General features: G+C 67.6%; 20 protein-coding genes and 1 pseudogene. 7 read left to right on the top strand and 14 right to left on the bottom strand.

The window, feature by feature from the left end; all coding sequences use genetic code 11:
• Window positions 1-137: 137 nt before the first annotated feature.
• From L0984_RS11835 to L0984_RS11820, 4 genes and pseudogenes are all read left to right on the top strand, one after another.
• Window positions 138-1,592 carry a sigma-54-dependent transcriptional regulator gene (locus tag L0984_RS11835; protein ID WP_129243276.1) on the top strand — a complete coding sequence of 485 codons (1,455 nt, stop codon included), beginning with the start codon at window positions 138-140 and terminating at the stop codon, window positions 1,590-1,592.
• Window position 1,593: 1 nt separating this feature from the next.
• On the top strand, window positions 1,594-2,595 hold the full coding sequence (locus L0984_RS11830) for a HupU protein (RefSeq protein WP_208742420.1): 1,002 nt from the start codon (window positions 1,594-1,596) through the stop codon (window positions 2,593-2,595).
• Window positions 2,592-4,049, top strand: coding sequence for a nickel-dependent hydrogenase large subunit (locus L0984_RS11825; protein WP_129243214.1), 1,458 nt, complete (start codon window positions 2,592-2,594; stop codon window positions 4,047-4,049). The genes L0984_RS11830 and L0984_RS11825 overlap by 4 nt, the downstream gene beginning before the upstream one ends.
• Window positions 4,050-5,391 (top strand): annotated as a pseudogene (locus L0984_RS11820) (sensor histidine kinase).
• 236 nt (window positions 5,392-5,627) lie between these two features.
• Here L0984_RS11820 and L0984_RS11815 read toward each other — a convergent pair.
• The 13 genes from L0984_RS11815 to L0984_RS11755 all read right to left on the bottom strand — a co-directional run bounded on the left by L0984_RS11815 (window position 5,628) and on the right by L0984_RS11755 (window position 18,510).
• The gene (locus tag L0984_RS11815) at window positions 5,628-5,789 is read right to left on the bottom strand and encodes a hypothetical protein (RefSeq protein WP_234193875.1); all 162 of its coding nucleotides are present in this window, start codon (window positions 5,787-5,789) and stop codon (window positions 5,628-5,630) included.
• Between the two features lie 112 nt (window positions 5,790-5,901).
• On the bottom strand, window positions 5,902-6,939 hold the full coding sequence (gene fba / locus L0984_RS11810) for a class II fructose-bisphosphate aldolase (protein ID WP_129243217.1): 1,038 nt from the start codon (window positions 6,937-6,939) through the stop codon (window positions 5,902-5,904).
• 115 nt (window positions 6,940-7,054) lie between these two features.
• Window positions 7,055-8,248, bottom strand: a complete 1,194-nt coding sequence (locus L0984_RS11805) for a phosphoglycerate kinase (RefSeq protein WP_129243219.1) — start codon at window positions 8,246-8,248, stop codon at window positions 7,055-7,057.
• On the bottom strand, window positions 8,245-9,261 hold the full coding sequence (gene gap / locus L0984_RS11800) for a type I glyceraldehyde-3-phosphate dehydrogenase (protein WP_129243221.1): 1,017 nt from the start codon (window positions 9,259-9,261) through the stop codon (window positions 8,245-8,247). Before gap ends, L0984_RS11805 begins: the two co-directional genes overlap by 4 nt.
• Window positions 9,258-9,929, bottom strand: a complete 672-nt coding sequence (locus tag L0984_RS11795) for an HAD-IA family hydrolase (RefSeq protein WP_129243222.1) — start codon at window positions 9,927-9,929, stop codon at window positions 9,258-9,260. Before L0984_RS11795 ends, gap begins: the two co-directional genes overlap by 4 nt.
• Entirely contained in the window at window positions 9,926-12,001 is a 2,076-nt protein-coding gene (gene tkt / locus L0984_RS11790; protein WP_129243224.1) for a transketolase, read from the bottom strand. The genes L0984_RS11795 and tkt overlap by 4 nt, the downstream gene beginning before the upstream one ends.
• Entirely contained in the window at window positions 11,998-12,876 is an 879-nt protein-coding gene (locus L0984_RS11785) for a phosphoribulokinase (RefSeq protein ID WP_129243227.1), read from the bottom strand. Before L0984_RS11785 ends, tkt begins: the two co-directional genes overlap by 4 nt.
• Before the next feature lie 47 nt (window positions 12,877-12,923).
• Window positions 12,924-14,015 (bottom strand): class 1 fructose-bisphosphatase, encoded by a 1,092-nt coding sequence (locus L0984_RS11780; RefSeq protein WP_129243229.1) that lies wholly within the window; start codon window positions 14,013-14,015, stop codon window positions 12,924-12,926.
• Window positions 14,006-14,767: a ribulose-phosphate 3-epimerase gene (gene rpe / locus L0984_RS11775; protein ID WP_129243231.1), complete on the bottom strand. Its 762-nt coding sequence runs from the start codon at window positions 14,765-14,767 to the stop codon at window positions 14,006-14,008. Before rpe ends, L0984_RS11780 begins: the two co-directional genes overlap by 10 nt.
• A 38-nt stretch (window positions 14,768-14,805) precedes the next feature.
• The gene (locus tag L0984_RS11770; protein ID WP_234193874.1) at window positions 14,806-15,576 is read right to left on the bottom strand and encodes an HAD-IA family hydrolase; all 771 of its coding nucleotides are present in this window, start codon (window positions 15,574-15,576) and stop codon (window positions 14,806-14,808) included.
• The gene (gene cbbX, locus L0984_RS11765; protein ID WP_129243235.1) at window positions 15,569-16,543 is read right to left on the bottom strand and encodes a CbbX protein; all 975 of its coding nucleotides are present in this window, start codon (window positions 16,541-16,543) and stop codon (window positions 15,569-15,571) included. The genes L0984_RS11770 and cbbX overlap by 8 nt, the downstream gene beginning before the upstream one ends.
• A 20-nt stretch (window positions 16,544-16,563) precedes the next feature.
• Window positions 16,564-17,013 (bottom strand): ribulose bisphosphate carboxylase small subunit, encoded by a 450-nt coding sequence (locus L0984_RS11760; protein WP_129243237.1) that lies wholly within the window; start codon window positions 17,011-17,013, stop codon window positions 16,564-16,566.
• A gap of 27 nt (window positions 17,014-17,040) precedes the next feature.
• Window positions 17,041-18,510 carry a form I ribulose bisphosphate carboxylase large subunit gene (locus tag L0984_RS11755; protein ID WP_129243239.1) on the bottom strand — a complete coding sequence of 490 codons (1,470 nt, stop codon included), beginning with the start codon at window positions 18,508-18,510 and terminating at the stop codon, window positions 17,041-17,043.
• Window positions 18,511-18,615: 105 nt separating this feature from the next.
• On the opposite strand from L0984_RS11755, the gene L0984_RS11750 reads away from it, so the two are divergent.
• The 3 genes from L0984_RS11750 to L0984_RS11740 all read left to right on the top strand — a co-directional run bounded on the left by L0984_RS11750 (window position 18,616) and on the right by L0984_RS11740 (window position 21,737).
• The gene (locus tag L0984_RS11750) at window positions 18,616-19,596 is read left to right on the top strand and encodes a LysR family transcriptional regulator (protein WP_129243241.1); all 981 of its coding nucleotides are present in this window, start codon (window positions 18,616-18,618) and stop codon (window positions 19,594-19,596) included.
• Between the two features lie 546 nt (window positions 19,597-20,142).
• Window positions 20,143-20,949, top strand: a complete 807-nt coding sequence (locus tag L0984_RS11745; protein WP_129243243.1) for an IclR family transcriptional regulator — start codon at window positions 20,143-20,145, stop codon at window positions 20,947-20,949.
• 20 nt (window positions 20,950-20,969) lie between these two features.
• A complete protein-coding gene (locus L0984_RS11740) occupies window positions 20,970-21,737 on the top strand; it encodes an IclR family transcriptional regulator (protein ID WP_234193873.1) in 768 nt (255 codons plus the stop codon).
• On the opposite strand, the gene L0984_RS11735 is transcribed toward L0984_RS11740, so the two are convergent.
• Window positions 21,734-22,528, bottom strand: a complete 795-nt coding sequence (locus tag L0984_RS11735) for an enoyl-CoA hydratase-related protein (RefSeq protein WP_165360263.1) — start codon at window positions 22,526-22,528, stop codon at window positions 21,734-21,736. The two genes, L0984_RS11740 and L0984_RS11735, sit on opposite strands and share 4 nt — an antisense overlap.
• Window position 22,529 lies beyond the last annotated feature (1 nt).

Here is a 22,529-nt window from a genome sequence, read left to right as displayed (position 1 = left end):
GACCCACCACCGCGAACAGAACTCGTGCGCATGCATCGCAATTTCTACGGCTTCGACCCCAGCTACCACGTGGCGCGCTACCATTTCTTGCACAAATGGCTGCACTCCTGGACGCGGTGCCATCTTGCCGTGCACCGATGAACGCGCCTTTCCCCAACAACGACCTGCCCACCGTGCTGGTGGTGGACGACGAGGTGCGCTCGCAGGACGCGATACGCCGCACGCTGGAAGAGGACTTCACCGTTCTCACCGCCAGCAGCGCCGACGAGGCTCGCGGCCTGCTGCAGCGCCATCCGGTGAGCGTGATCCTGTGCGACCAGCGCATGCCCGGCATGACCGGCGTGAGCTTCCTCAAAGAAGTGCGCGAGCGCTGGCCCAACGCGGTGCGCATCATGATCTCGGGCTACACCGACAGCGAAGACATCATCGCCGGCATCAATGAGGCCGGCATCTACCAGTACATCGTTAAGCCCTGGGCACCCGATCACCTGCTGGACTCGGTGCGCAACGCGGTCGAGGCGCAGGCCCTGCAGCGCCAGACCAGCCGACTCGACCTGGAACTGCGCACCAGCACCGGCGTGCTGCGCCAGCGCACCGCCACCCAGATCGACCGGGCGCGCGCCAGCTTCGACTTCGATCGCATCGTGCGCGCCCCCGGCAGCCCGCTGGACGCGGTCTGCGCCATGGCGCAGCGCGTAGCGCGTTACGACATCCCGGTGCTGGTGCTCGGCGAAACAGGCACCGGCAAGGAGCTGCTGGCGCGCGCGATCCACTACGCCTCGCCGCGCCTGGCCGGACCTTTCGTGGTGGAGAACTGCGCGGCCATTCCTGACACGCTGATTGAGTCCGAGCTGTTCGGCCACAAGCGCGGCGCCTTCACCGGCGCCTACGAAGACCACCCCGGCCTGTTCCAGCGCGCGCACAGCGGCACCGTGTTCCTTGACGAGATCGGCGAAACCTCGCCCGCCTTCCAGGTGCGGCTGCTGCGCGTGCTGCAGGAAGGCGAGGTGCGGCCCGTCGGTGGCGCGCGCCCGGTACCGGTGGACGTACGCGTGATCGCCGCCACCCACCGCGACCTGGAGCAGCGCGTGCGCGAAGGCCTGTTCCGCGAAGACCTGTACTACCGCCTGGCGGGCGTGAGCATCACCGTGCCGCCGCTGCGCGAGCGCGCGGCCGACATCGCACCCATCGCGCGCCAGCTGCTGCAGGACGTAGCGCACGAACTCGGCCACCCCGGCGCCACCCTGCCCGACGCGACGCTGGCCTGCCTGCTGGCCTACCCCTGGCCCGGCAACATCCGCGAACTGCGCAACGAGATCGCGCGCGCTCTCGCGCTGCAGGACGGTAGCGCGCTCGAAGCTGCCGCCTTCTCGGCGCGCGTGCTGCAGGGCCACGGGCAGGGCGGTGACGACCTGCAGGCAGCCCTGCCCACCAGCGGCACTCTGGCCGAGCGGCTGGACGTGATCGAGGCCATGGTGCTGCGCGAGACGCTGCAGCGGCACCGCTGGAACAAGACCCGCGTGGCGCAGGAACTGGGCCTCTCCCGCGTGGGCCTGCGCGGCAAGATGCTGCGCCTGGGATTGGAGAAGTGACATGGCTCTGAACGTCCTTTGGCTCCAGAGTGGCGGGTGCGGCGGCTGCAGCATGTCGCTGCTGTGCGCCGACACGACCGACTTCCAGGGCCACCTGCGCGACGCGGGCGTGAACCTGCTGTGGCACCCCTCGCTCTCGATGGAAACCGGCGATGAGCTGCTGGAGCTGCTGGACGCCGTGCTCGACGGCCGCACGCGGCTGGATGCGCTGTGTGTCGAAGGCTCGCTGCTGCGCGGGCCCCACGGCACCGGGCGCTTCCACATGCTGGCCGGCACGCAGCTGCCCATGATCGAGTGGGTCAAACGCCTGAGCGCGTGCGCGAAACACGTGGTGGCCGTGGGCAGCTGTGCGGCCTGGGGCGGCATCACGGCCGGTGGCGACAACCCCACCGACGCTTGCGGCCTGCAGTACGAGGACGACGAAGCCGGCGGCCTGCTGGGTGCAGCCTTCCGCTCGTCCAGCGGCCTGCCGGTGATCAACATTGCGGGCTGCCCCACCCACCCGAGCTGGGTGATCGATACGCTGATGGCGCTGGCCGCCGACGGCTTCACCGCCAGCGACCTCGACCCGCTGAACCGCCCGCGCTTCTACGCCGACCAGCTGGTGCACCACGGCTGCACACGTAACGAGTACTACGAGTTCAAGGCCAGCGCGGAGAAGCCGTCGGACCTGGGCTGCATGATGGAGCACATGGGCTGCAAGGGCACGCAGGTGCACGCCGACTGCAACACGCGGCTGTGGAACGGCGAGGGCTCGTGCACACGCGGCGGTTACGCCTGCATCGCCTGTACCGAGCCCGGCTTCCAGGAGCCGGGCCACCCCTTCCACCAGACGCCCAAGCTCGCCGGCATCCCGATCGGCCTGCCCACCGACATGCCCAAGGCCTGGTTCGTCGCGCTGGCCTCGCTCTCCAAGAGCGCCACGCCCAAGCGCGTGAAACACAACGCCGTGGCCGACCACCTGGTGGTGACGCCAGCCATTCGCAAGACAAGACTGAAATGACGCGCCTGCTCGTCGGCCCTTTCAACCGCGTCGAGGGCGATCTCGAAGTCCAGCTCGACGTGCTGGGCGACCGCGTGGCCTCGGCTCAGGTCAACGCCACCATGTACCGCGGCTTCGAGCAGATCCTGCAGGGCAAGGCGCCGCACGACGCGCTGATCTACGTGCCGCGCATCTGCGGCATCTGCTCAGTGTCGCAGTCGGTGGCCTCGGCGCGCGCGCTGGCCGCGCTCGGCGGCATCGCCATGCCGGCCAACGGCCAGCACGCGAGCAACGTGATCCTGGCAACCGAGAACCTAGCCGACCACCTCACGCATTTCTACTTGTTCTTCATGCCGGACTTCACACGCCCGGTGTATGCGGCCCGCGCCTGGCACGCCGAGGCGGTGCGCCGCTTCGCGCCGAACCACGGCGGGCAGGTGCGCGCGGCCACAGCGGCGCGGCAGCGCTGGCTCACGCTGCTGGGCACGCTGGGCGGCAAGTGGCCGCACACGCAGTCCATCGAGCCGGGCGGCTCCACGCGCCCCATTGACGCGGCCGAGCGCGTGCGCCTGCTCTCGCGCGTGCGCGAGTTCCGCGCCTTCCTGGAGCGCAATCTGTTCGCGGCGCCGCTGGAAGCCGTCACCGCCATCGCCCGCGAAGACGCGCTGTGGGACTGGCACGCGCAGGACCCGCTGGGCGGCGACCTGCGCTTCTTCCTCACGCTGGTGCGCGACCTGCAACTGCAGACCCTGGGCCCGGGCCCAGGGCGTTACCTGAGTTACGGCGCCTACGCCCAGCCCGGGGGCGGTTTCGCGCTGCCCGGCGGCGTGTGGCGTGCCGACGCCGCGCGGTTGGACGCCGTGGACGCTGCCGCCATCACCGAGGACGCCACGCACACCTGGCTGGCTGACAGCGCCGGCCCGCTGCACCCGCTGGTAGGCCAGACGAAGCCCGACCCCGGCAAGGCGCGCGGCTACACCTGGAACAAGGCGCCGCGCTTGGCGGGTGAGGTGGTGGAGACCGGCGCGATCGCGCGCCAGCTCGCGGCCGGCCACCCACTGGTGCGCGACGCGGTGGCGCGGCATGGCGGCAACGTCTACACCCGAGTGCTAGCGCGCGCGCTCGAGCTCGCGCGCGTGGTGCCGATGATGGAAGACTGGCTGCGCGCGCTGCGCCCCACCGAGCCGTTCTGCGTGCCCTCGGACTTGCCCGACGAGGGCAGCGGCATGGGCCTGTCGGAGGCCGCGCGCGGTAGCCTGGGCCACTGGGTGGTGGTGCGGCGCGGGCGCATCGCCAACTACCAGATCGTCGCGCCCACGAGCTGGAATTTTTCTCCGCGCGACGCCACCGGCATACCCGGCGCGCTTGAGCAGGCGCTGGTGGATGCGCCTGTGCGCGAGGGCGAGAAAACACCGGTGGCTGTGCAGCACATCGTGCGCTCTTTCGATCCCTGCATGGTCTGCACGGTGCACTAGATGACCAACAAAAAAACGCGCGCGAAGAGTCCCTGGCCCAACCTGCCGATGGAGGGGGTGGACGAGTCCACCTGGGTGGACGTGATCCAAAAGATGGACGAGGTGTACACGCGCCTGATCGACGACGAGGTCGAACTCGAGAAGAAGAACGCCGAGCTGGAGTCGTCGCAGCAGTTCATCTTCAGCGTGCTCACTTCGATGTCGGACGTGCTGGTGGTCTGCGACGCGAACGGCGTGATCGAACAGGCCAACGCCGCGCTGTGCGAGTTGGCTGGCCGGCCCGAGGAGCAACTGCGCGGCACGCCGCTGTATGCCCTGCTGGCAGATGCGCAGAGCCAGGAGCTGGCGCGCGCCGCCATGGAGAAGGCCGACGCGCCGCGCGCCGGCGAGGGCTTCGAACTCAACCTGCTGGACCGCGCGGGACAGGCCGTGTCGGTGGATGCCAACTGCACGCCGCGCATCGGCGAGCGGGGCCGACGCGTGGGCACAGTGTGGGTGGGCCGGCCCACGGCTGAACTCAAGCGCGCGTACCACGAGATGCGCGCCGCCCACGAAGCGCTCAAGCGCACGCAGCAGCAGCTTCTGCACTCGGAAAAGCTGGCCTCGCTGGGCCAGCTGGTGGCCGGCGTGGCACACGAGCTCAACAACCCGATCAGCTTCGTGCTGGGCAACGTGCACGCGCTCAGCAAGTATAGCGACCGCCTGCGGACCTACCTGGCCGCGATACACGCGCACGAACCCAAGGCCGTGCTGGCCGAGATGCGCCGCAAGCTGCGCATCGAGCACCTGCTGGCCGACTTGCCCTCGCTGATCGAGGGCACGCTCGAAGGCGCGCAGCGCACGGCCGACATCGTGCACGGCCTCAAGCGCTTCTCGGCCATGGATTCCGAAGAGCGCAAGCCTGTCAACCTGCCGGAGGTGATCGAGCGCGCGATCCACTGGGTGCAGAAGGGCCGCTCCGCGCCGGTGGATGTGCAATGGGAAACGGGTCCCCCCCCTCACGGTGATGGGTAGCGCCGGCCAGCTACAGCAGGTGATGATGAACCTGCTGCAGAACGGCTTCGACGCCGTGGGTCAGAACGAGGCGCCACACATCTGGGTAACGGTGGGCCACGCCGACGGCATGGTGCGCGTGGTGTTGCGCGACAACGGCCCGGGCATTCCGCCCGAGCATCTGCTGCGCATCTTCGACCCCTTCTTCACCACCAAGCCGGTGGGCAAGGGCACCGGCCTGGGCCTGTCGATCAGCTACGGCATCGTCGAACAGCACGGCGGCCGGCTGAGCGCGCGCAACGCCGAAGGTGGTGGCGCGGAGTTCGTACTGGAACTGCCGCTGGCCTGAGCCGCATCAATCCGGTGGCCGCGCCGACGCCGGCAGGAAGCCGCTGTCGCGCATCGCGTCTTTCACCACACGGAACTGCACGCCCCCCCATGTTGCACATCCGCCATGCTGATGACCGACCAGGCGTACGAACTCACGTCCGACACCCGGCCGCGCAGCAGTTGTACCTCCAGCCGCAGCGCATCGTTGGCCTTCGCCGCGGTGCAGTTGTCGGCTAGATGCGCGTGCTGTTGCTGCTATTCGATCAGGTGCACTGCGAGGCGGCGCTCCTGCGGCACGTACATGCAGGACAGCACGACCACGCAGGTGTCGAGCAGCAGCGGCTGCACCTGCTGCCGGTTCATCTCCTGGCGCATCAGATCGCGCTCCGACTCCGAGCGGTTGGCGTAGGCGCGCACACGTGCGCCTCGAACGCGTCGTCGAGTTCGTCGTCGATAGTGATGGTGAAGCGGCGCATGGTGCGCTTCAGTGTAGCGCCGCTACCCGTTCCCCCGTCATAGGGCGACAGGCCTAGGCGTATGCGGCGGCCATGGTGTCCAGCGGCACGGGCTTTATCTTCCCAGCCTGGCCCGCGCTGCCGAAGGCTTCGAAGCGCTCGCGGCACACGCCGCGCGCCGCCTTCTTGGCCGCCAGCAGCGCCTTGCGCGGGTCGAACTCGCTGCGCTCTTTCGCGAAGGTCTGGCGCATGGCGCCGGTCATGGCCAAGCGGATGTCGGTGTCGATGTTGACCTTGCGCACGCCGTTCTGGATGCCGCGCCGGATCTCTTCCACCGGCACGCCGTAGGTTTCCTTGATGTCGCCGCCGTGCTCGCGGATGATGGCCAGCCACTCCTGCGGCACGCTGGAGCTGCCGTGCATCACCAGGTGGGTGTTGGGCACACGGGCGTGGATGGCGGCGATGCGGTCGATGGCCAGGATGTCGCCGGTGGGCTGGCGCGTGAACTTGTAGGCGCCGTGGCTGGTGCCGATGGCGATGGCCAAGGCGTCCACGCCGGTTCGGCGCACGAAGTCCTCGGCCTGCCCGGGGTCGGTGAGCATCATGTCGTGCGTGAGCTTGCCGGCCGCGCCCACGCCGTCTTCTTCGCCGGCCTCGCCGGTCTCCAGCGAACCGAGGCAGCCGAGTTCACCTTCCACCGACACACCGACGGCGTGCGCGAGCTCGCAGACGCGGCGCGTCACCGCGAGGTTGTAGTCGTAGGTGGCGGGCGTCTTGCCGTCTTCGCGCAGCGAGCCGTCCATCATCACGCTGGTGAAGCCCGAGCGGATGGACTGCATGCACACGGCCGGCGTGGCGCCGTGGTCCTGGTGCAGCACCACGGGCAGGTCCGGGTGGGCTTCCACCGCCGCCAGCACCATGTGGCGCAGGTAGGCCTCACCCGCGTACTTGCGCGCGCCGGCCGAGGCCTGCAGGATCACCGGGCTGTCGGTCTCCTGCGCGGCCTCCATGATGGCCAGGATCTGTTCGAGGTTGTTGACGTTGAAGGCGGGCACGCCGTAGCCGTGTTCGGCCGCGTGGTCCAGCACCTGGCGAAGGGAAACGAGCGCCATGAAAAACTCCTGGTTGAAATGAAAATGGAATCAGCGAGCCGGCCGCCGGGCCGCCCCAAGGCCGGCTCAGCCCCCTCGGGAGGCAGCGACCCGCGCAGCGGCGGAGCGTGGAGGTTCATGTTGTGCGGCGTTCGAGGATCTCGAAGGCTGGCAGGGTCTTGCCCTCGAGCACCTCGAGGAAGGCGCCACCGCCGGTGGAGATGTAGCCCACGTCCTTCTCGATGCCGTACTTGGCGATGGCCGCCAGCGTGTCTCCACCACCGGCGATGCTGAACGCGCTGCTCTTCGCAATCGCGTCCGCAATCGTCTTGGTGCCGCCCTCGAAGGCCGCGAACTCGAACACGCCCACCGGGCCGTTCCACACGATGGTGCCGGCCTGCATCAGCTGCGCCGCCAGCTTCGCCGCCGTCTGCGGCCCGATGTCCAGGATCAGGTCGTCGTCTGCCACCTCCGTGGCCTGCTTCACCGTGGCCGGAGCGTCCGCCGCGAAGGCCTTGGCCGTGACCACGTCGGTGGGGATCGGCACCTCGGCGCCGCGCGCCTTCATGGCCTCGATCACCGCCTTGGCCTCGTTCACCAGGTCGGCCTCGGCCAGGCTCTTGCCGATCTTCAGGCCCGCGGCCAGCATGAAGGTGTTGGCGATGCCACCACCCACGATCAGGTTGTCCACGTTGTTCGCCAGGCTCTTGAGGATGGTCAGCTTGGTGCTGACCTTGCTGCCGGCCACGATGGCCACCAGGGGCCGCTTGGGCGCGGCCAGGGCCTTGGCAATCGCATCCATCTCGGCGGCCAGCAGCGGGCCAGCCGAGGCGATGGGCGCGGTCTCGGCGATGCCGTAGGTCGTGCCTTCGGCGCGGTGGGCGGTGCCGAAGGCGTCGTGCACGAAGATGTCGCACAGGGCGCCCAGCTTCTTCGCCAGTTCCGGGCTGTTCTTCTTCTCGCCCACATTGAGGCGGCAGTTCTCCAGCAGCACGACTTCGCCGGGGGCGACGGAGAAGTCGCCGTCGATCCAGTTGGCCACCAGACGCACCGGGCGGTCCAGCAGCTCGCCCAGGCGGGCGGCCACGGGGGCCAGCGAGTCCTCGGGCTTGAAGGCGCCTTCGGTGGGGCGGCCCAGGTGGCTGGTGACCATCACCGCCGCGCCCGCGTCCAGCGCCATCTGGATGGCCGGCAAGCTCGCGCGGATGCGCGTGTCTTCGGTGATGCGGCCCGCGTCGTCCCGCGGCACGTTGAGGTCGGCGCGGATGAAGACGCGCTTGCCGCGCGCGAAACCGCTCGCGCACACGTCGCTGAAGCGCAGCGCGCTCATCGCGCCGCCCCGACCACGCGTGCCATTTCGAGGCACTTGTTGGAGTAGCCCCATTCGTTGTCGTACCAGCTCACGACCTTGATGAAGGTCTTGTCCAGCGCGATGCCGGCGTCCGCGTCGAAGATCGAGGTGCGCGTGTCGCCCCGGAAATCGGTCGCCACCACCTTGTCCGTCGTGTAGCCCAGCACGCCCTTCAAGGCGCCTTCGCTCTGCGCTTTCATCTCCGCGCAGATATCTTCGTACGTCGCGTCCTTGTTCAGCTCCACCGTCAGGTCCACCACCGACACATCGGAGTTTGGCACCCGGAAGCTCATGCCCGTGAGCTTCTTGTTGAGCTCGGGGATCACCACGCCCACGGCCTTGGCCGCGCCCGTGCTGCTGGGGATGATGTTCTCCAGAATGCCCCGGCCACCGCGCCAGTCCTTGTTGCTCGGGCCGTCCACCGTCTTCTGCGTGGCCGTGGCCGCGTGCACCGTGGTCATCAGACCGCGCTTGATGCCCCACTTGTCGTTGAGCACCTTGGCGATCGGCGCCAGGCAGTTGGTGGTGCACGAGGCGTTGGAGATGATGGCCTCGCCCTTGTACGTCTTGTCGTTCACGCCGAAGACGAACATCGGGGTGTCGTCCTTGGAGGGGGCTGAGAGGATGACTTTCTTCGCGCCCGCATCCAGGTGCTTCTGCGCCGTGGCCTTGTCCAGGAACAGGCCGGTGGATTCGATCACCACCTCGGCGCCGACGTCGTTCCACTTGAGGTTGGCGGGGCCGCGCTCTTGCGTGAGGCGGATCTTCTTGCCGTTGACGATCAGGGTGTTGCCCTCGACCTTGACGTCGCCCTTGAAGCGGCCGTGCACGCTGTCGTACTGCAGCATGTAGGCCAGGTACTCGGGCTCGAGCAGGTCGTTGATCGCCACCACTTCGATGTCCTGGAAGTTCTGGATGGCGCTGCGCAGCACGTTGCGGCCGATGCGGCCGAAGCCGTTGATGCCGAGGCGGAGAGGAGTCTTCTGGGTCATGGGTTGAGCAAAGAGGAGAGGTCGGAAATCACGCGATCGGGCGCGCAGGCGGTGATGGGCTCGCCCATGTTGTAGCCATAGGGCAAGGCCCAGACGCGCACGCCAGCGTTGCGCGCGGTGGCCACGTCGATGGACGAATCACCGACGAACAGCGCGCGCTCGGGCGCGACCTGGAACAGCGACAGGCAGCTCTGGATGCCTGCCGGATCGGGCTTCTTGGTGGATAAGGTGTCGCCATTGACGACGCGGTCGAAGAGGGGCGCGAGCTGGTGCGCATCAAGCACGGTGGCGGTGTAGCGGCTTTCCTTGTTGGTCACCACCGCGAGCTTCACGCCTTGCTCGCGCAGGGCCGTGAGGGTTTCGCGCACCTGTGGATACAGCTGGCTACTTGTGCCGCAGCGGCGCTGGTAGTGGCGATCGAACTCGGCGGCGATCAGCGGCAGGGCGCTGCTGGCGCGCACCACGTCCACGCCGGTCTTGCCAGCCGAGGCCAGGGCCTGGATCAGCAGCTCGCGCGTGCCGTGGCCAATCCACCGCTCCACCTGCACCTGCGACACGGCAGGCAATTCGAAGCGCACCAGCGTGTCGTTGACGGCGTCGCCGATCTCGCCGGCCGTGGCGACCAGCGTGCCGTCGAGGTCGAACATGGCGAGGTCGATGGCCCTCATGCGGTGGTCCCCTCTGTCATGCTGTAGGTTCGCCGCCGAGGCTGCAGCAGCGCGCGCACCTCGTCGGCCACGCGCGCGGCGGTGATACCGAAGTGCGCGTACAAGTCTTTCGCGGGGGCCGATTCGCCGAACGTGCTCATGCCGACCACGCGGCCGCTGCGGCCCACGTACTTGCGCCAGAAGTCGGGGTGCGCGGCTTCGACCGCCACGGCGGGCAGCTCCGGCGGTAGCACCGCGTCTTGCCAGGCGGCGTCCTGCCGGTCGAAGAGGTTGGTGCAGGGCATGGAGACGACGCGGGTGGCGATGCCTTCGGCCGCGAGCGCGGTCTGCGCCTGCAGGGCCAGCGAGGTTTCGGAACCGGTGGCGACGATCACGGCCTGCGCGCCGTCCATGTCCGAGAGCACGTAGCCGCCACGCAGGATGGCCGGCGCGCGCGAGGCATCACCGAGCTGCGGCAGGTTCTGCCGGGAGAGCGCGAGCGCTGTGGGGCCATCTCGCCGCTGCAACGCGTGAGCCCAGGCCGCCGCGGTCTCCAGCGCGTCGGCGGGGCGCCACACGTCCAGTCCCGGGATGAGGCGCAGGCTGGGCACCTGCTCCACCGGCTGGTGCGTCGGGCCGTCCTCGCCCAGGCCGATGGAATCGTGTGTGAAGACATGCACCACCTGCAGCTTCATCAGCGCGGCCATGCGCACGGCGTTGCGGCTGTAGTCGCTGAACGCGAGGAAGGTGCCGCCGTAGGGAATGAAGCCGCCGTGCAGCGCCAGGCCGTTCATGATCGCGGCCATGCCGAACTCGCGCACGCCGTAGCTCAGGTGTTTGCCACCGCTGAAGCGCCCGGCTTTGTTCGGCCCGGCTGTGACGCAGCCCTTGAAGTTGGTGAGGTTGGAGCTGGTGAGGTCGGCGCTGCCACCGAAGATCTCGGGCAGTTGGGGTGCCATGGCGTCCAGCGCGAGCTGGCTGGCCTTGCGCGTGGCCACGGCGTCGGTGCGCCGGCCCAGGGCCGCGACTAGCGCGGGCAGGCCCTCGGCGAAACCCTTGGGCAGTGCGCCACGCATGCGGCGATCGTACTCGACGGCTTCGGTCGGAAAGGCCTCGCGGTAGGCCTCGAAGCGCGCCTGCCAGGCGGCCTCGAGCGCGTGGCCTCGTTCGGTGGCGTTCCAGGCTGCGGCGATGTCGGCCGGGATCTCGAACGGCGCGCTGGTCCAGCCGAGGGCCTCGCGCGTGGCCTGCACCTCGACCGCACCGAGCGCTGCGCCGTGCACGCCGGGGCTGCCCTGCTTGTTGGGTGCGCCCTTGCCGATCACGGTCTTGCAGCAGATCAGCGTGGGCTTGCCCTCGGCCTGCGCAGTGGCGCTGCACGCACGCCGCAGCGCCGCATCGATCGCGCCGGGGTCGTGGCCGTCGACGGTGACCACGTCCCAGCCGTAGGCGGCAAAGCGGCGCGGCGTGTCGTCGGTAAACCAACCCTGCACGTGGCCGTCGATGGAGATGCCGTTGTCGTCGTAGAGCGCGACCAATTTCGAGAGGCGCAGCGTACCGGCGAGCGAGCAGGCTTCGTGGCTGATGCCTTCCATCAGGCAGCCGTCGCCCAAGAAGACGTAGGTATGGTGGTCCACGATGTTGTGACCTGGCCGGTTGAACTCTATGGCGAGCAGTTTCTCGGCCAGGGCCATGCCCACAGCGTTGGCCAGGCCCTGGCCGAGCGGGCCGGTGGTGGTTTCCACGCCGGGCGTCACGCCCACCTCGGGGTGGCCGGCGGTCTTGCTGTGCAGGCGGCGGAACTGGCGCAGGTCGTCCATCGACAGTTCGTAGCCCGTGAGGTGCAGCAGCGCGTAGAGCAGCATGGAGCCGTGGCCGTTAGAGAGCACGAAGCGGTCGCGGTCAGCCCAGGCCGGGTTGGCGGGGTTGTGGCGCAGGTGGCGGTTCCACAGCACCTCGGCGATGTCGGCCATGCCCATGGGCGCGCCCGGGTGGCCGGACTGCGCGGCTTCCACCGCGTCCACCGCGAGCATGCGGATCGCATTCGCCATGCGGCGCGCGAGGTCGAGGTTCGGTTGCTGGCGCGTGCTCATGCCATCACCCTTTGTTTGCGCTCCATCATGCGCCAGATAAAGGGCGTGAAGATGAGTTGCATCGCGAGCTCCATCTTGCCGCCGGGCACGACGATGGTGTTGGCGCGCGACATGAAGGAGTCGTGGATCATGCTCAGCAGATACTGGAAGTCGATGCCCTTGGGCTTGGCGAAGCGGATCACGACGAAGCTCTCATCGGGCGCGGGGATCTCGCGCGCGATGAAGGGATTGGACGTGTCCACGCAGGGCACGCGCTGAAAGTTGACGTGCGTGTGCGTGAACTGCGGGCAGATGTAGTTCACGTAGTCGGGCATACGGCGCAGGATGGTATCGGTGACGGCCTCGGTAGAGTAGCCGCGCTTGGACTTGTCGCGCCAGAGCTTCTGGATCCATTCGAGGTTGATCACGGGCACCACACCGATCAGCAGGTCGGGGTGCTGGGCGATGTTCACGTCGGGCGTGACCACCGCACCGTGCAGGCCTTCGTAGAACAGCAGGTCGGTGTTGGCGGGCAGTTCTTCCCAGGGGGTGAAGGTGCCGGGCTCCTGCTGATAGGGCGCGGCTTCCTCGGCGTCGTGCAGGTACTTACGCGACAGGCCGGTACCGCTGCGGCCGTAGCTGGTGAACAGCGCCTCCAGCTCGGGGAACAAGTTGTTCTCGGGGCCGAAGTGACTAAAGTGGCGATTGCCCGCGCGCTCGGCCTCGGCCTGGCGCAGCTTCATTTCCTGACGGTCGTAGCGATGGTAGCTGTCGCCTTCGATGATGGCGGCGGTGATGCCTTCGCGGCGAAAGATGTTCTCGAAGGTTCGGGTGACCGAGGTGGTTCCCGCGCCCGACGAGCCGGTGATGGCGATGATAGGGTGGCGCTCAGACATGGTAATGTCCCGTGGAGTTGAAGAATCGGTGCGGGCGCGGCTGGCGCTCAGACGCGGAACAGGCTGCGCTCGTGGAACAGAGGGTTGTCCAGTTCCTTGCGCGCGGTGGGCTCGGCGTGGTAGCGCTCGATGCGCTCGACCTCGTTCTTCGAGCCGAACACTAGGCCGATGCGCTGGTGCAGGCCCTCGGGCTGCACGCCGAGGATGGGAACTCGCCCGGTGCTGGCGCGGCCGCCGGCCTGCTCCATGATGAAACCGATGGGGTTGGCCTCATACAGCAGGCGCAGGCGGCCGGGCTTGGCCGGGTCCTTGCTGTCGCGGGGGTAGAGGAAGACCCCGCCGCGCATGAGGATGCGGTGCGCCTCGGCCACCATGCTGGCGATCCAGCGCATGTTGAAGTCCTTGGTGCGCGGGCCGGTCTTGCCGGCCAAGCATTCGTCCACGTAGCGCTTCACCGGCGCTTCCCAGAAGCGGCTGTTGGAGGCGTTGATGGCGAACTCCTGCGTGTCGGCCGGCACGGTGAGCTCGGCGTGGGTGAGCATGAACTCGCCGAGGTTCGGGTCCAGCGTGAAGCCGGCCACGCCGTTGCCCACGGTCAGCACCAGCATGGTGGTGGGGCCGTAGAGCGCGTAACCCGCCGCCACCTGCTGCGTGCCGGCTTGCAGGAAGTCGGCTTCGGTGACTTCGCGCCCTTCGGCTTCGGGCGCGCGCAGCACCGAGAAGATGCTGCCCACGGACACGTTGACATCGATGTTGCTGGAGCCGTCGAGCGGGTCGAACACCAGCAGGTACTTGCCGCGCGCGTGCGGCGCGGGGATCTGGTACGGCGCTTCCATTTCCTCGGAGGCCATGCCAGCCAGGTGGCCGCCCCACTCGGTGATGCGCAGGAAGTAGTCGTTGCTCAGCACGTCGAGCTTCTTCTGCGTTTCGCCCTGCACGTTGACGGGCGCGCCACCGGCCTCGGCCGCGTGGTTGCCGAGCACGTCGCCCAACGCACCGAAGGCCACGGCGCGCGCGATGGCCTTGCAGGCCATGGCCACGTCGAGGATGAGGGCGTTGAAGTCGCCGCTGGCTTCGGGGAAACGGCGGCGTTCTTCGATCAGGTACTGGGTGAGGGTCTTGCGGCCGGTCAGTGGCATGGCGTGGTTCTCCGCGAAGCGTTGCTGGAATGGAAGTCCGGGGTGACGGCGGCGTGGCGCATTGCGCTCATGACGCCGTGGTAACCGCCCGATGCGTCGGCGGCGCCGAAGATGGCGCTGCCGGCCACGCAGATATCGGCACCGGCCTGGACGATCTCGCCGATGTTGTCCAGCTTCACGCCCCCGTCCACCTCCAGCGAGATCGGTTGGCCGCCGGCTGCGGCGTGGGCCTCGATGCGGCGGCGCGCCTCGCGCAGCTTGTGCAGGGTGTGGGGAATGAAGGCCTGGCCGCCAAAGCCGGGGTTCACGCTCATGAGCAGCACCAGGTCGAGCTTGTCCATCACGTGCTCCATCCAGGCGAGCGGCGAGGCGGGGTTGAGCGCGATGCCGGCCTTGCAGCCGTGCGCGCGGATCAGCTGCAGCGTGCGGTCCACGTGACGCGAGGCCTCGGGATGGAAGGTGATGCAGTTGGCGCCGGCCTTGGCGAACAGGGGCACCAGCGCGTCCACCGGCTCCACCATGAGGTGCACGTCGATGGGGATCTGCACGTGCGGGCGGAGGGCCTCGCAGACCTGCGGGCCGATGGTGAGGTTGGGCACGTAGTGGTTGTCCATCACGTCGACGTGCACGGAATCGGCGCCCGCCGCCTCGATGGCGCGCACCTCTTCCCCCAGGCGCGCGAAATCCGCCGAGAGGATGGAGGGCGCCAGGCGCACGGTGGGCGAAGGGGTGAACTTGGGCGAGCGGGACATGGTGAGGCGACTCTGTGAGGAGTGAAAAATGAGAACGTTCAATCGGACTCGAACAGCGTGGTACCGGCGTGCCAGCGCCGCAGCGCCTCCACCGTAACCCAGCGCTGCTCCATGGCGGCCACGCCGCAGGGCAGCAGCTGGTCCACGTCGCCCAGGTGCGGCAGCACGAGCAAGGCGTCGTCGAAGCGGTGGTCGGCCGTGTGCACGGTGGGCGTGACCACGGTCTGCAGCCCGGCGGCGGTGGCGGCGCGCAGGCCGTTGGCAGAGTCCTCGAAGGCCAGGCAGGCGCTGGCCGGCAGCCCCAGCGTGGTCAGCACTTGCTGGTACACCAGCGGGTCGGGCTTCTTGCGCGGCGCGGTGGACGCGTCGCCGATGGCGGCGAAGTGGCGTTTCCAGTCGGGCCCCAGCGGGGTGCGCAGCAGGGCCTCGATGTTGGCCGGCGTGGTGGTGGTGGCGATCGCGAGGCGCAGGCCGCTGGCCTGCGCCTCGCGTAGAAGGCGCAGCACGCCCGGGCGCAGCGCGAGCTGGCCGCCGCTCACACGGCTTTCATAGATGCGCGTCTTGATGGCGTGCACCTGCTCGATGGCGGCCTGCGCCGCCTTGCCACCAGCCACGTCAGGCTCGACCATGCGCCAGTAGTGGGCGATGCGCTCCTTGCCGCCCGAGACCTGCAGGAGGCGGATATAGATGGCGTCGTCCCAGTGCCAGCCCAGGCGTACTTCGGCGAAGGCGTCATTGAAGGCGGCGCGATGCGCGGCCTCGGTGTCGGCCAGCGTGCCGTCCACGTCGAAGATGAGGGCTTCAAGCATGCGCGGCCCCTTCCGCGTCGCTGAACAGACGGCTGGCCAAGATATCGGGCGCCTGCAGCGTGGTGAGTTCTTCGGCCGTGAGCTCGCGCTGCGGCTGCGCGAACAGGCGGCTGGCCTGGCGCAGTCGCGCGCGGTCCAGCGCGTTGCGCACGCTGCGCGCATTCGCGAAGTGCGGCTGTTGCAGGCGCAGGCCGAGGTAACGCTCGAAGGCCTCGTCTGCCTCGGGGCTGAAGCGGTAGTTCTGCTCGGCCAGCATCTGCCGCGAGATCTGCATCAGCTCGTCGACCGAGTAGTCCGAGAATTCCAGGTGGTGGGCGATGCGCGAGCGCATGCCGGGGTTGGACTGGAAGAAGGTGTTCATGCGGTCGGCGTAGCCCGCGAGGATCACCACCAGGTCGTCGCGGTGATTCTCCATCACCTGCAGCAGGATCTCGATCGCTTCCTGGCCGTAGTCGCGCTCGTTCTCGGGCCGGTAGAGGTAGTAGGCCTCGTCGATGAACAGCACGCCGCCCATGGCCCGCTTGAGCACCTCGCGCGTCTTGGGCGCGGTGTGGCCGATGTACTGGCCCACGAGGTCGTCGCGCGTGACGGCCACCAGGTGGCCCTTGCGCACATAGCCCAGGCGGTGAAGGATCTGCGCCATGCGCAGCGCCACCGTGGTCTTGCCGGTGCCAGGGTTGCCCGAGAAACACATGTGCAGACTGGGCGGCTGCGAAGGCAGTCCCAGCCCGGTGCGCAGCCTGTCGATGACCAGCAGCGCGGCGATGTCGCGCACGCGCGCCTTGATGGGGGCCAGACCCACGAGCTCGTCGTCCAGCTCCTGCAGCACGGCCTCGACCTGCGTGTCGGCCAGCACCGCACCGACGGAGCGCGGCAGGGCGGGCGGTGCGGCCACCAGCGTCGCCGCCGTGGTCACGGCGGCATCGGCGGACGGCGGCGGCGTGCTACCGGGAATGAGGTACGACATGGCGGCGTGCTCCCTGGTGCTCACGCGGCCGTGTCGCGGTAGCGCTCGCCCTCGGGACGGTCGGCGCCGTAGCCGCGCGTGGTGTAGCGCAGGCTGCGGCCGTTGACCTCCTGGCGCTCCAGCATGAAGCCGGGCTCGTGGGCCGGGCGGTTGACGATGAAGCTCATGGCGATGGTCTCTACATTGCGCGTCGAGTCGAAGGCCATCATGCGGATGTAGTGGCGCGGAAAAGCCTTGCGGCAGGCCTGCAACTCCTGCAGCACGCCGGCCGCGTCGTGCAGGTCGAACATCGGGTTGCCGTACATCGACCAGTAGGTGTTGCGCGGGTGCGGGTCGTCGGTGTACTCCACGCTCCAGGCGTAGCCTTTGCGCAGGCCGTACTCGATCTGCGCGGTGATCTCCTGGTCCGTCAGGTCGGGCAGGAAGCTGAACTGGCCTTGCGTGATGCGGCCGGTGGGGTTGGTCATCATGGTGTGCGGTCCTCGAAGTGAATGGGTTCAGGCCATGGCCGGCGTCGCGACGTAGTCGCTGGAATCGGTGCTCTGGTAGTTGAAGCTGATCTCGCCCCAGGTATCGAGCGCGGCCTTGAGCGGGCTGCAGTGCTGCGCGGCCTGCTTGAGGATGGAAGGGCCCTCCTGCAGCAGGTCGTGCCCTTCATTGCGCGCCTTCACCATGGCTTCCAGCGCCACGCGGTTGGCCACCGCGCCGGCCTGGATGCCCATGGGGTGGCCGATGGTGCCGCCGCCGAACTGCAGCACCACGTCGTCGCCGAAGAGCTCGATAAGCTGGTGCATCTGACCGGCGTGGATGCCGCCCGAGGCCACAGGCATGACCTTCTTGAGGTCGGCCCAGTCCTGGTCGAAGTACAGGCCGCGCGGCAGATCGGTCTTGGTATAGCTGTCGCGGCAGACGTTGTAGTAACCTTGCACGGTGAGCGGGTCGCCTTCGAGCTTGCCGACGGCGGTGCCGGTGTGCAGGTGGTCGCAGCCCGCCAGGCGCAGCCACTTGGCGATCACCCGGAAGCTCACGCCGTGGTTCTTCTGCCGCGTGTAGGTACCGTGGCCCGCGCGGTGCATGTGCATGATCATGTCGTTCTTGCGGCACCAGTTCGCCATGCTCTGGATGGCCGTGTAGCCGATCACCAAGTCCACCATCACGATCACCGAACCCAGCTCCTTGGCAAACTCGGCGCGCTCGTACATGTCTTCCATGGTTGCGGCAGTCACGTTCAGGTAGCTGCCCTTGACCTCTCCGGTCTCGGCGCTGGCCTTGTTGACCGCGTCCATCACAAACAGGAAGCGATCGCGCCAGTGCATAAAGGGTTGCGAGTTGATGTTCTCGTCGTCCTTCATGAAGTCCAACCCGCCCTTGAGGCCTTCGTACACCACGCGGCCGTAGTTGCGGCCCGACAGGCCCAGCTTGGGCTTGGTGGTGGCGCCCAGCAGCGGGCGGCCGAACTTGTCCAGGCGCTCGCGCTCGACCACTAGGCCAGTGGGCGGGCCCTTGAAGGTCTTCACGTAGGCCACGGGGATGCGGAGGTCTTCCAGCCTCGCGGCCTTCAGCGGCTTGAAGCTGAACACGTTGCCGATCAGGCTCGCCGTCATGTTGGCGATGGAGCCTTCCTCGAACAGGATCAGGTCGTACGCTACCCAGGCAAAGTACTCGCCTGCCCGGTTGGGGACGGGCTCGACCTTGTAGGCCTTGGCGCGGTAGCTGTCGCAGGCGGTCAGGCGGTCGGTCCACACCACCGTCCAGGTGGCGGTGCTCGATTCACCGGCCACGGCGGCGGCGGCCTCCTCAGGGTCCACGCCATCCTGCGGCGTGATGCGGAACAGGCACAGCGTGTCCGTGTCCTTGGGCACGTAGTCGGGCATCCAGTAGCCCATCTGCCGGTACTTGAGCACGCCAGCGCTGTAGCGTTTTTTGGCGTCGGTGATTTGTGTCGAATCAGAGGGGGCGTCGCTCATCGTGGGGCTCCAGAAAGCAGTGAACTAGGGGTGGAGATGACTTTATATTTCCGTATAAATAAAGTAAATTCACGATTTCTTTAAAATAAATTAAAGAATAACTTAATGAAAAACGCCACCTTCCGGCAACTGCGTGTCTTCAGCGAAGTGGCGCGCCACCTCAGCTTTGCGCGCGCGGCGCAAGTGCTGCACCTCACCCCGCCGGCGGTGACCATGCAGGTCAAAGAACTGGAAAGGCACGTGGGCATGCCGCTCTTCGAGCGCCACGGGCGCAAGGTGGCGCTGACTACCGTGGGCGAGTACATGCTGGTCTATGCGAGGAAGGTGTTGGCCACGCTGAAGGACGCGGAAGACGCGGCCGCGCGGCTGCAGAAGCTAGAGACCGGCACGCTGGTGATCGGCATGGTGAGCACGGCCAAGTACTTTTTGCCGCACCTGCTGGCCGAGTTCTGGCGCGAGCACGGCCACATCGACATACGCCTGACCGTGAGCAACCGCGAACAGCTGGTGAAGATGCTGCACGCCAATGAGGTGGACATCGCCATCATGGGCCGCGCGCCCAAGGAACTGGCCACGCGCGCCGAGCCCTTCGCGGCGCACCCGCACGTGTTCGTGGCGCCGGTGGACCACCCACTCGCGCACGCGGGGCACGTGCCCGCGGCGCTGCTGCGGGAATACGACTTCATCGTGCGCGAGCAGGGCTCGGGCACGCGCGCGGCGCTGGAGAAATTCCTGGCCGAGGAGCACGTGGAGCTGCGTGTGATCATGGAAATGGCCAGCAACGAAACCATCAAGCAAGCCGTGATGGCGGGTATGGGCCTGAGCTTCCTGTCGTTGCACACCATCGGCCTGGAGCTGAGCAACAAGCTGATGACCGTGCTGGACGTGGAGGGCGCGCCCGTGGTGCGCGCCTGGAACGTGGTGCACACACTGTCCAAACTGCTGTCACCGGTGGCGGAGGCGTTCCGCTACTTCGTGCTGGAGCGGGGGGAGGCGTATCTGGCGGCGAGTTTTCCTAGCCTCCAAGCTACCCAACTCACATCAGCACCCCTCATCGAGCGGGTTTACCGGTACCCTAAACCGTGAGGCGAGGCGGAATCTGCCTGCATCAAGGCGGAGAGGAAACAGGGATGGATGGGTACGATCAACACATGTGAGCGTCCGCCAAAGCGTCCTAATGTCAGACAAGCCATTCGTTCGTCTCGGAATGGTCCGCGCATTTGGCCCGTCGTCGAGCCGCCAAGCGTTCCGTCAAGCTGTTCGGTGCCACCCCATGGTGCTGAAGAATGGCTTGAGCCGGATGCGAGTGACCCGCGCGTCCGGTTCTTAGGCGGCGGCGCAGCAATACGCCCCTGCTACCCGACGCGTGGCACCCCGGACGGAAAAGCAGACCGGCCCACATCGTGGGGCTTTGTCAAGGTGGTGTTCGAACACTGGCGCTTGCCCTGTAGCACCACGTAGCAGGGCGCATCTGTTGCAGGCCGACGCCGACTATCTGGCCGGGCCCGAGCAATACTGCTGGTGGCTCAAAGGTAGGCCGTGCACTTTCAGGAGTAACAACCAGGTCGCCTGAGCCCCATCTTGAGGCGGGCTTACCTGTAGAATCGAGTTTAATTTCATTTTGGTGACTCGATGAACACATCCGTTGATTCGTCCTCCGAAAAGCCAGGCATTCGCGAAGTGCGGGTGCTGTCGCGCGGGCTGACCATTCTCTCGGCGTTCGAGCCGAACAACGACTGGTTGAGCAACTCCGAGATCGCGGCGCTTACCGGTCTGCCAAAGCCAACCGTATCGCGTCTTACCGCCAATCTGCTGGAGGCGGAGTACCTGCAATACTCGGCCCAACGGGCCGCCTATCGCCTGGGCACGGCCGTGCTCGCCCTCGGGTTCATCGCGGCATCGCACCGCGACTTTGTCGTGCTCGCGCGGCCCCTGATGCAGCAATTCGCCGACCAGCACCAAGTCTCCGTCGTGCTCGCCTCTCCGGACGCAAGCTGCATGGTGTGCAACGAGGTCACGCATAGCCGGGACATGATCTTCACTTTGCGGGTGCGTCCCGGTTCGCGTCTGCGCATCGACCGCTCGGCCCTGGGCCGGGCCTTGGTCGGGGCGATGGGCGATGCGGAACGCACGGCGTTCCTGGAGAAACTTCGTGCGACTGACCCGCAAGCCTGGGAGCTCCTGAGCCGCGAAGTGCCGGCGGCGGTCTCGCAAATGGCGAGCGAAGGCTATTGCATCGCGGCCGGCACCCTGGAGGCCGGCACCAATGGCGCCGCCTTGGTCGTGGACACCCCAGAAGGGCCGCACACCTATGCGCTAGGCTGCGCCGCGCCTTCGAACTCCCTGGAGTTGCCGCGGCTGAAGCAGGAGGTGATCCCGGATCTGCTCGCCCTCAAAGCCAGGCTCGAAGCCGAACTCGGCAACATGCAGGTGGAATAATTATGGTACGGACTCGCCAATTGACACCGGGCGCGCCACGCGACTTCGCGCAGGTCGATTCGCTGCGCCGGGGCTTGGAGGTGCTGCGCCTGTTCGATCTGCGCCACCGCAAACTCACAATGGCGGACATCGGCCGCAAGCTCGGTCTGTCCCGCCCGACCACCGAAAAGCTCATCCAGTCGCTGCAGTCCCAGCATTTTTTGCAGGCCACGGGCGACAGCTACGAACCTCATATCGCCTGTCTGGCGCTGGGCCGGGCCGCCAAGAAAGGCCTGGCGGCTGGCCAAGTCGCCAGGCCGCTCATGCGCGAGCTGTCTCAGCGCTTCGGTGTCCATGTCACGCTGAGCACGCGCGACCGGCTGCATATGCTGGTGGTCGAGCACTGCGTTCCTGCGGGCAGGGTGCAGCTGGGCCTGACCACGGGCGCCCGTTTCCCTATGGTGGTCTCGGCCTCCGGCCGCGCCTATCTTTGGGGACAGCCGCAGGAGCAGCGCGATGAATTGCTCCGCAAAATCGAGGCCGACGCGCCATCCGGCGCATCCCGCCAGCTCGACGACGTCTACGCCGCGTTCCAGGAACTGGGGAAAACGGGTTGGTGCTACGTGGCCGCGCCCGTAGCCACGCACACCGCCTCCATCGCCACCCCGCTAAAGGCGGGTTCGAAGTTCGCCCTGGCCGCCATGGCCGTCAGCGTCCAAGTCACGGAGGCCGTGCTGCGCGGCCAAGTCGCGCCGGCGCTGCTTGCCATAGCTGAGCGCATCGCGCTCGCCACCGACGACGAGGATTAACGAGACTGCCTCAGGGTGCCGACCACGTCGCGCACCGCCCGCAGGTGTTCGTCCGAGGCATGCGCGATCGCTTGAAACGCAGCCACCACGTCCAGATGGGTCGCCAGCGAGTGCTGTTCAGCGTCCCGCAGCAAGCGCTTGTGCATGCGCAGCGCCGCGACGGGATGCCGCGCAATGCGCCCCGCCAGATCGGCGGTGCGCTTGGCCAGCGCATCGTCCGGCGTCACCTCCGACACCAGGCCGATGCGCCACGCCTCCCGTGCATCGATGGGCTCGGCCGTGAACGCCAGCTCCATAGCCTTGGAGCGGCCGACGAGCCGAGGCATCATCCAGGCTCCGCCATCGCCGGCCACAATGCCCAGACGGGCGAAGCTCACCGAGAAGCACGCGCTCTGCGCGGCGATCCGGATATCGCAGAAGCACGCCAGATCGCAGCCCACCCCATAAGCTGGGCCGTTCACCGCGGCGATGGTCGGGATATCGGCCTCGGCCAGCGCCGCCGGCAATTGGTGCACGGTCTCGCGGTAACGCGCCTGCACCTCGGCAACATCCCCAGCCGAAAATCCTTTCCGTTCCGCCATCTGGCGCAGGTCTCCGCCCGCGCAGAAAGCCTTGCCCACTCCGGTGATGACCAGGACGCGGGCCGCCGGATCTGCGTTGGCCCGGCGCACATGGCTGGCCAGCTCCAGGAACTGCGAACCGTCAGAGAAGCGATTCAGCGTGCCGGGATGGCTGAGGGTGAGCGTGACGACGCCATCATCGTCGTCGCGCCGGACAAAAGCCGCAGCCATG

It is taken from the genome of Pseudacidovorax sp. NFM-22 (assembly GCF_021401245.1).
Classification (GTDB): Bacteria; Pseudomonadota; Gammaproteobacteria; order Burkholderiales; family Burkholderiaceae_C; genus Xenophilus.
The sequence above is the reverse complement of the archived record's forward strand: the minus strand, read 5'-3'. Positions and strand labels throughout refer to the sequence as shown.

Coding starts and splice junctions, on each gene's coding strand:
- L0984_RS11835 (WP_129243276.1), top strand. CDS start 138: ATGAACGCGCCTTTCCCCAACAACGACCTGCCCACCGTGCTGGTGGTG.
- L0984_RS11830 (WP_208742420.1), top strand. CDS start 1,594: ATGGCTCTGAACGTCCTTTGGCTCCAGAGTGGCGGGTGCGGCGGCTGC.
- L0984_RS11825 (WP_129243214.1), top strand. CDS start 2,592: ATGACGCGCCTGCTCGTCGGCCCTTTCAACCGCGTCGAGGGCGATCTC.
- fba (WP_129243217.1), bottom strand. CDS start 6,939: ATGGCGCTCGTTTCCCTTCGCCAGGTGCTGGACCACGCGGCCGAACAC.
- L0984_RS11805 (WP_129243219.1), bottom strand. CDS start 8,248: ATGAGCGCGCTGCGCTTCAGCGACGTGTGCGCGAGCGGTTTCGCGCGC.
- gap (WP_129243221.1), bottom strand. CDS start 9,261: ATGACCCAGAAGACTCCTCTCCGCCTCGGCATCAACGGCTTCGGCCGC.
- L0984_RS11795 (WP_129243222.1), bottom strand. CDS start 9,929: ATGAGGGCCATCGACCTCGCCATGTTCGACCTCGACGGCACGCTGGTC.
- tkt (WP_129243224.1), bottom strand. CDS start 12,001: ATGAGCACGCGCCAGCAACCGAACCTCGACCTCGCGCGCCGCATGGCG.
- L0984_RS11785 (WP_129243227.1), bottom strand. CDS start 12,876: ATGTCTGAGCGCCACCCTATCATCGCCATCACCGGCTCGTCGGGCGCG.
- L0984_RS11780 (WP_129243229.1), bottom strand. CDS start 14,015: ATGCCACTGACCGGCCGCAAGACCCTCACCCAGTACCTGATCGAAGAA.
- rpe (WP_129243231.1), bottom strand. CDS start 14,767: ATGTCCCGCTCGCCCAAGTTCACCCCTTCGCCCACCGTGCGCCTGGCG.
- L0984_RS11770 (WP_234193874.1), bottom strand. CDS start 15,576: ATGCTTGAAGCCCTCATCTTCGACGTGGACGGCACGCTGGCCGACACC.
- cbbX (WP_129243235.1), bottom strand. CDS start 16,543: ATGTCGTACCTCATTCCCGGTAGCACGCCGCCGCCGTCCGCCGATGCC.
- L0984_RS11760 (WP_129243237.1), bottom strand. CDS start 17,013: ATGATGACCAACCCCACCGGCCGCATCACGCAAGGCCAGTTCAGCTTC.
- L0984_RS11755 (WP_129243239.1), bottom strand. CDS start 18,510: ATGAGCGACGCCCCCTCTGATTCGACACAAATCACCGACGCCAAAAAA.
- L0984_RS11750 (WP_129243241.1), top strand. CDS start 18,616: ATGAAAAACGCCACCTTCCGGCAACTGCGTGTCTTCAGCGAAGTGGCG.
- L0984_RS11745 (WP_129243243.1), top strand. CDS start 20,143: ATGAACACATCCGTTGATTCGTCCTCCGAAAAGCCAGGCATTCGCGAA.
- L0984_RS11735 (WP_165360263.1), bottom strand. CDS start 22,528: ATGGCTGCGGCTTTTGTCCGGCGCGACGACGATGATGGCGTCGTCACG.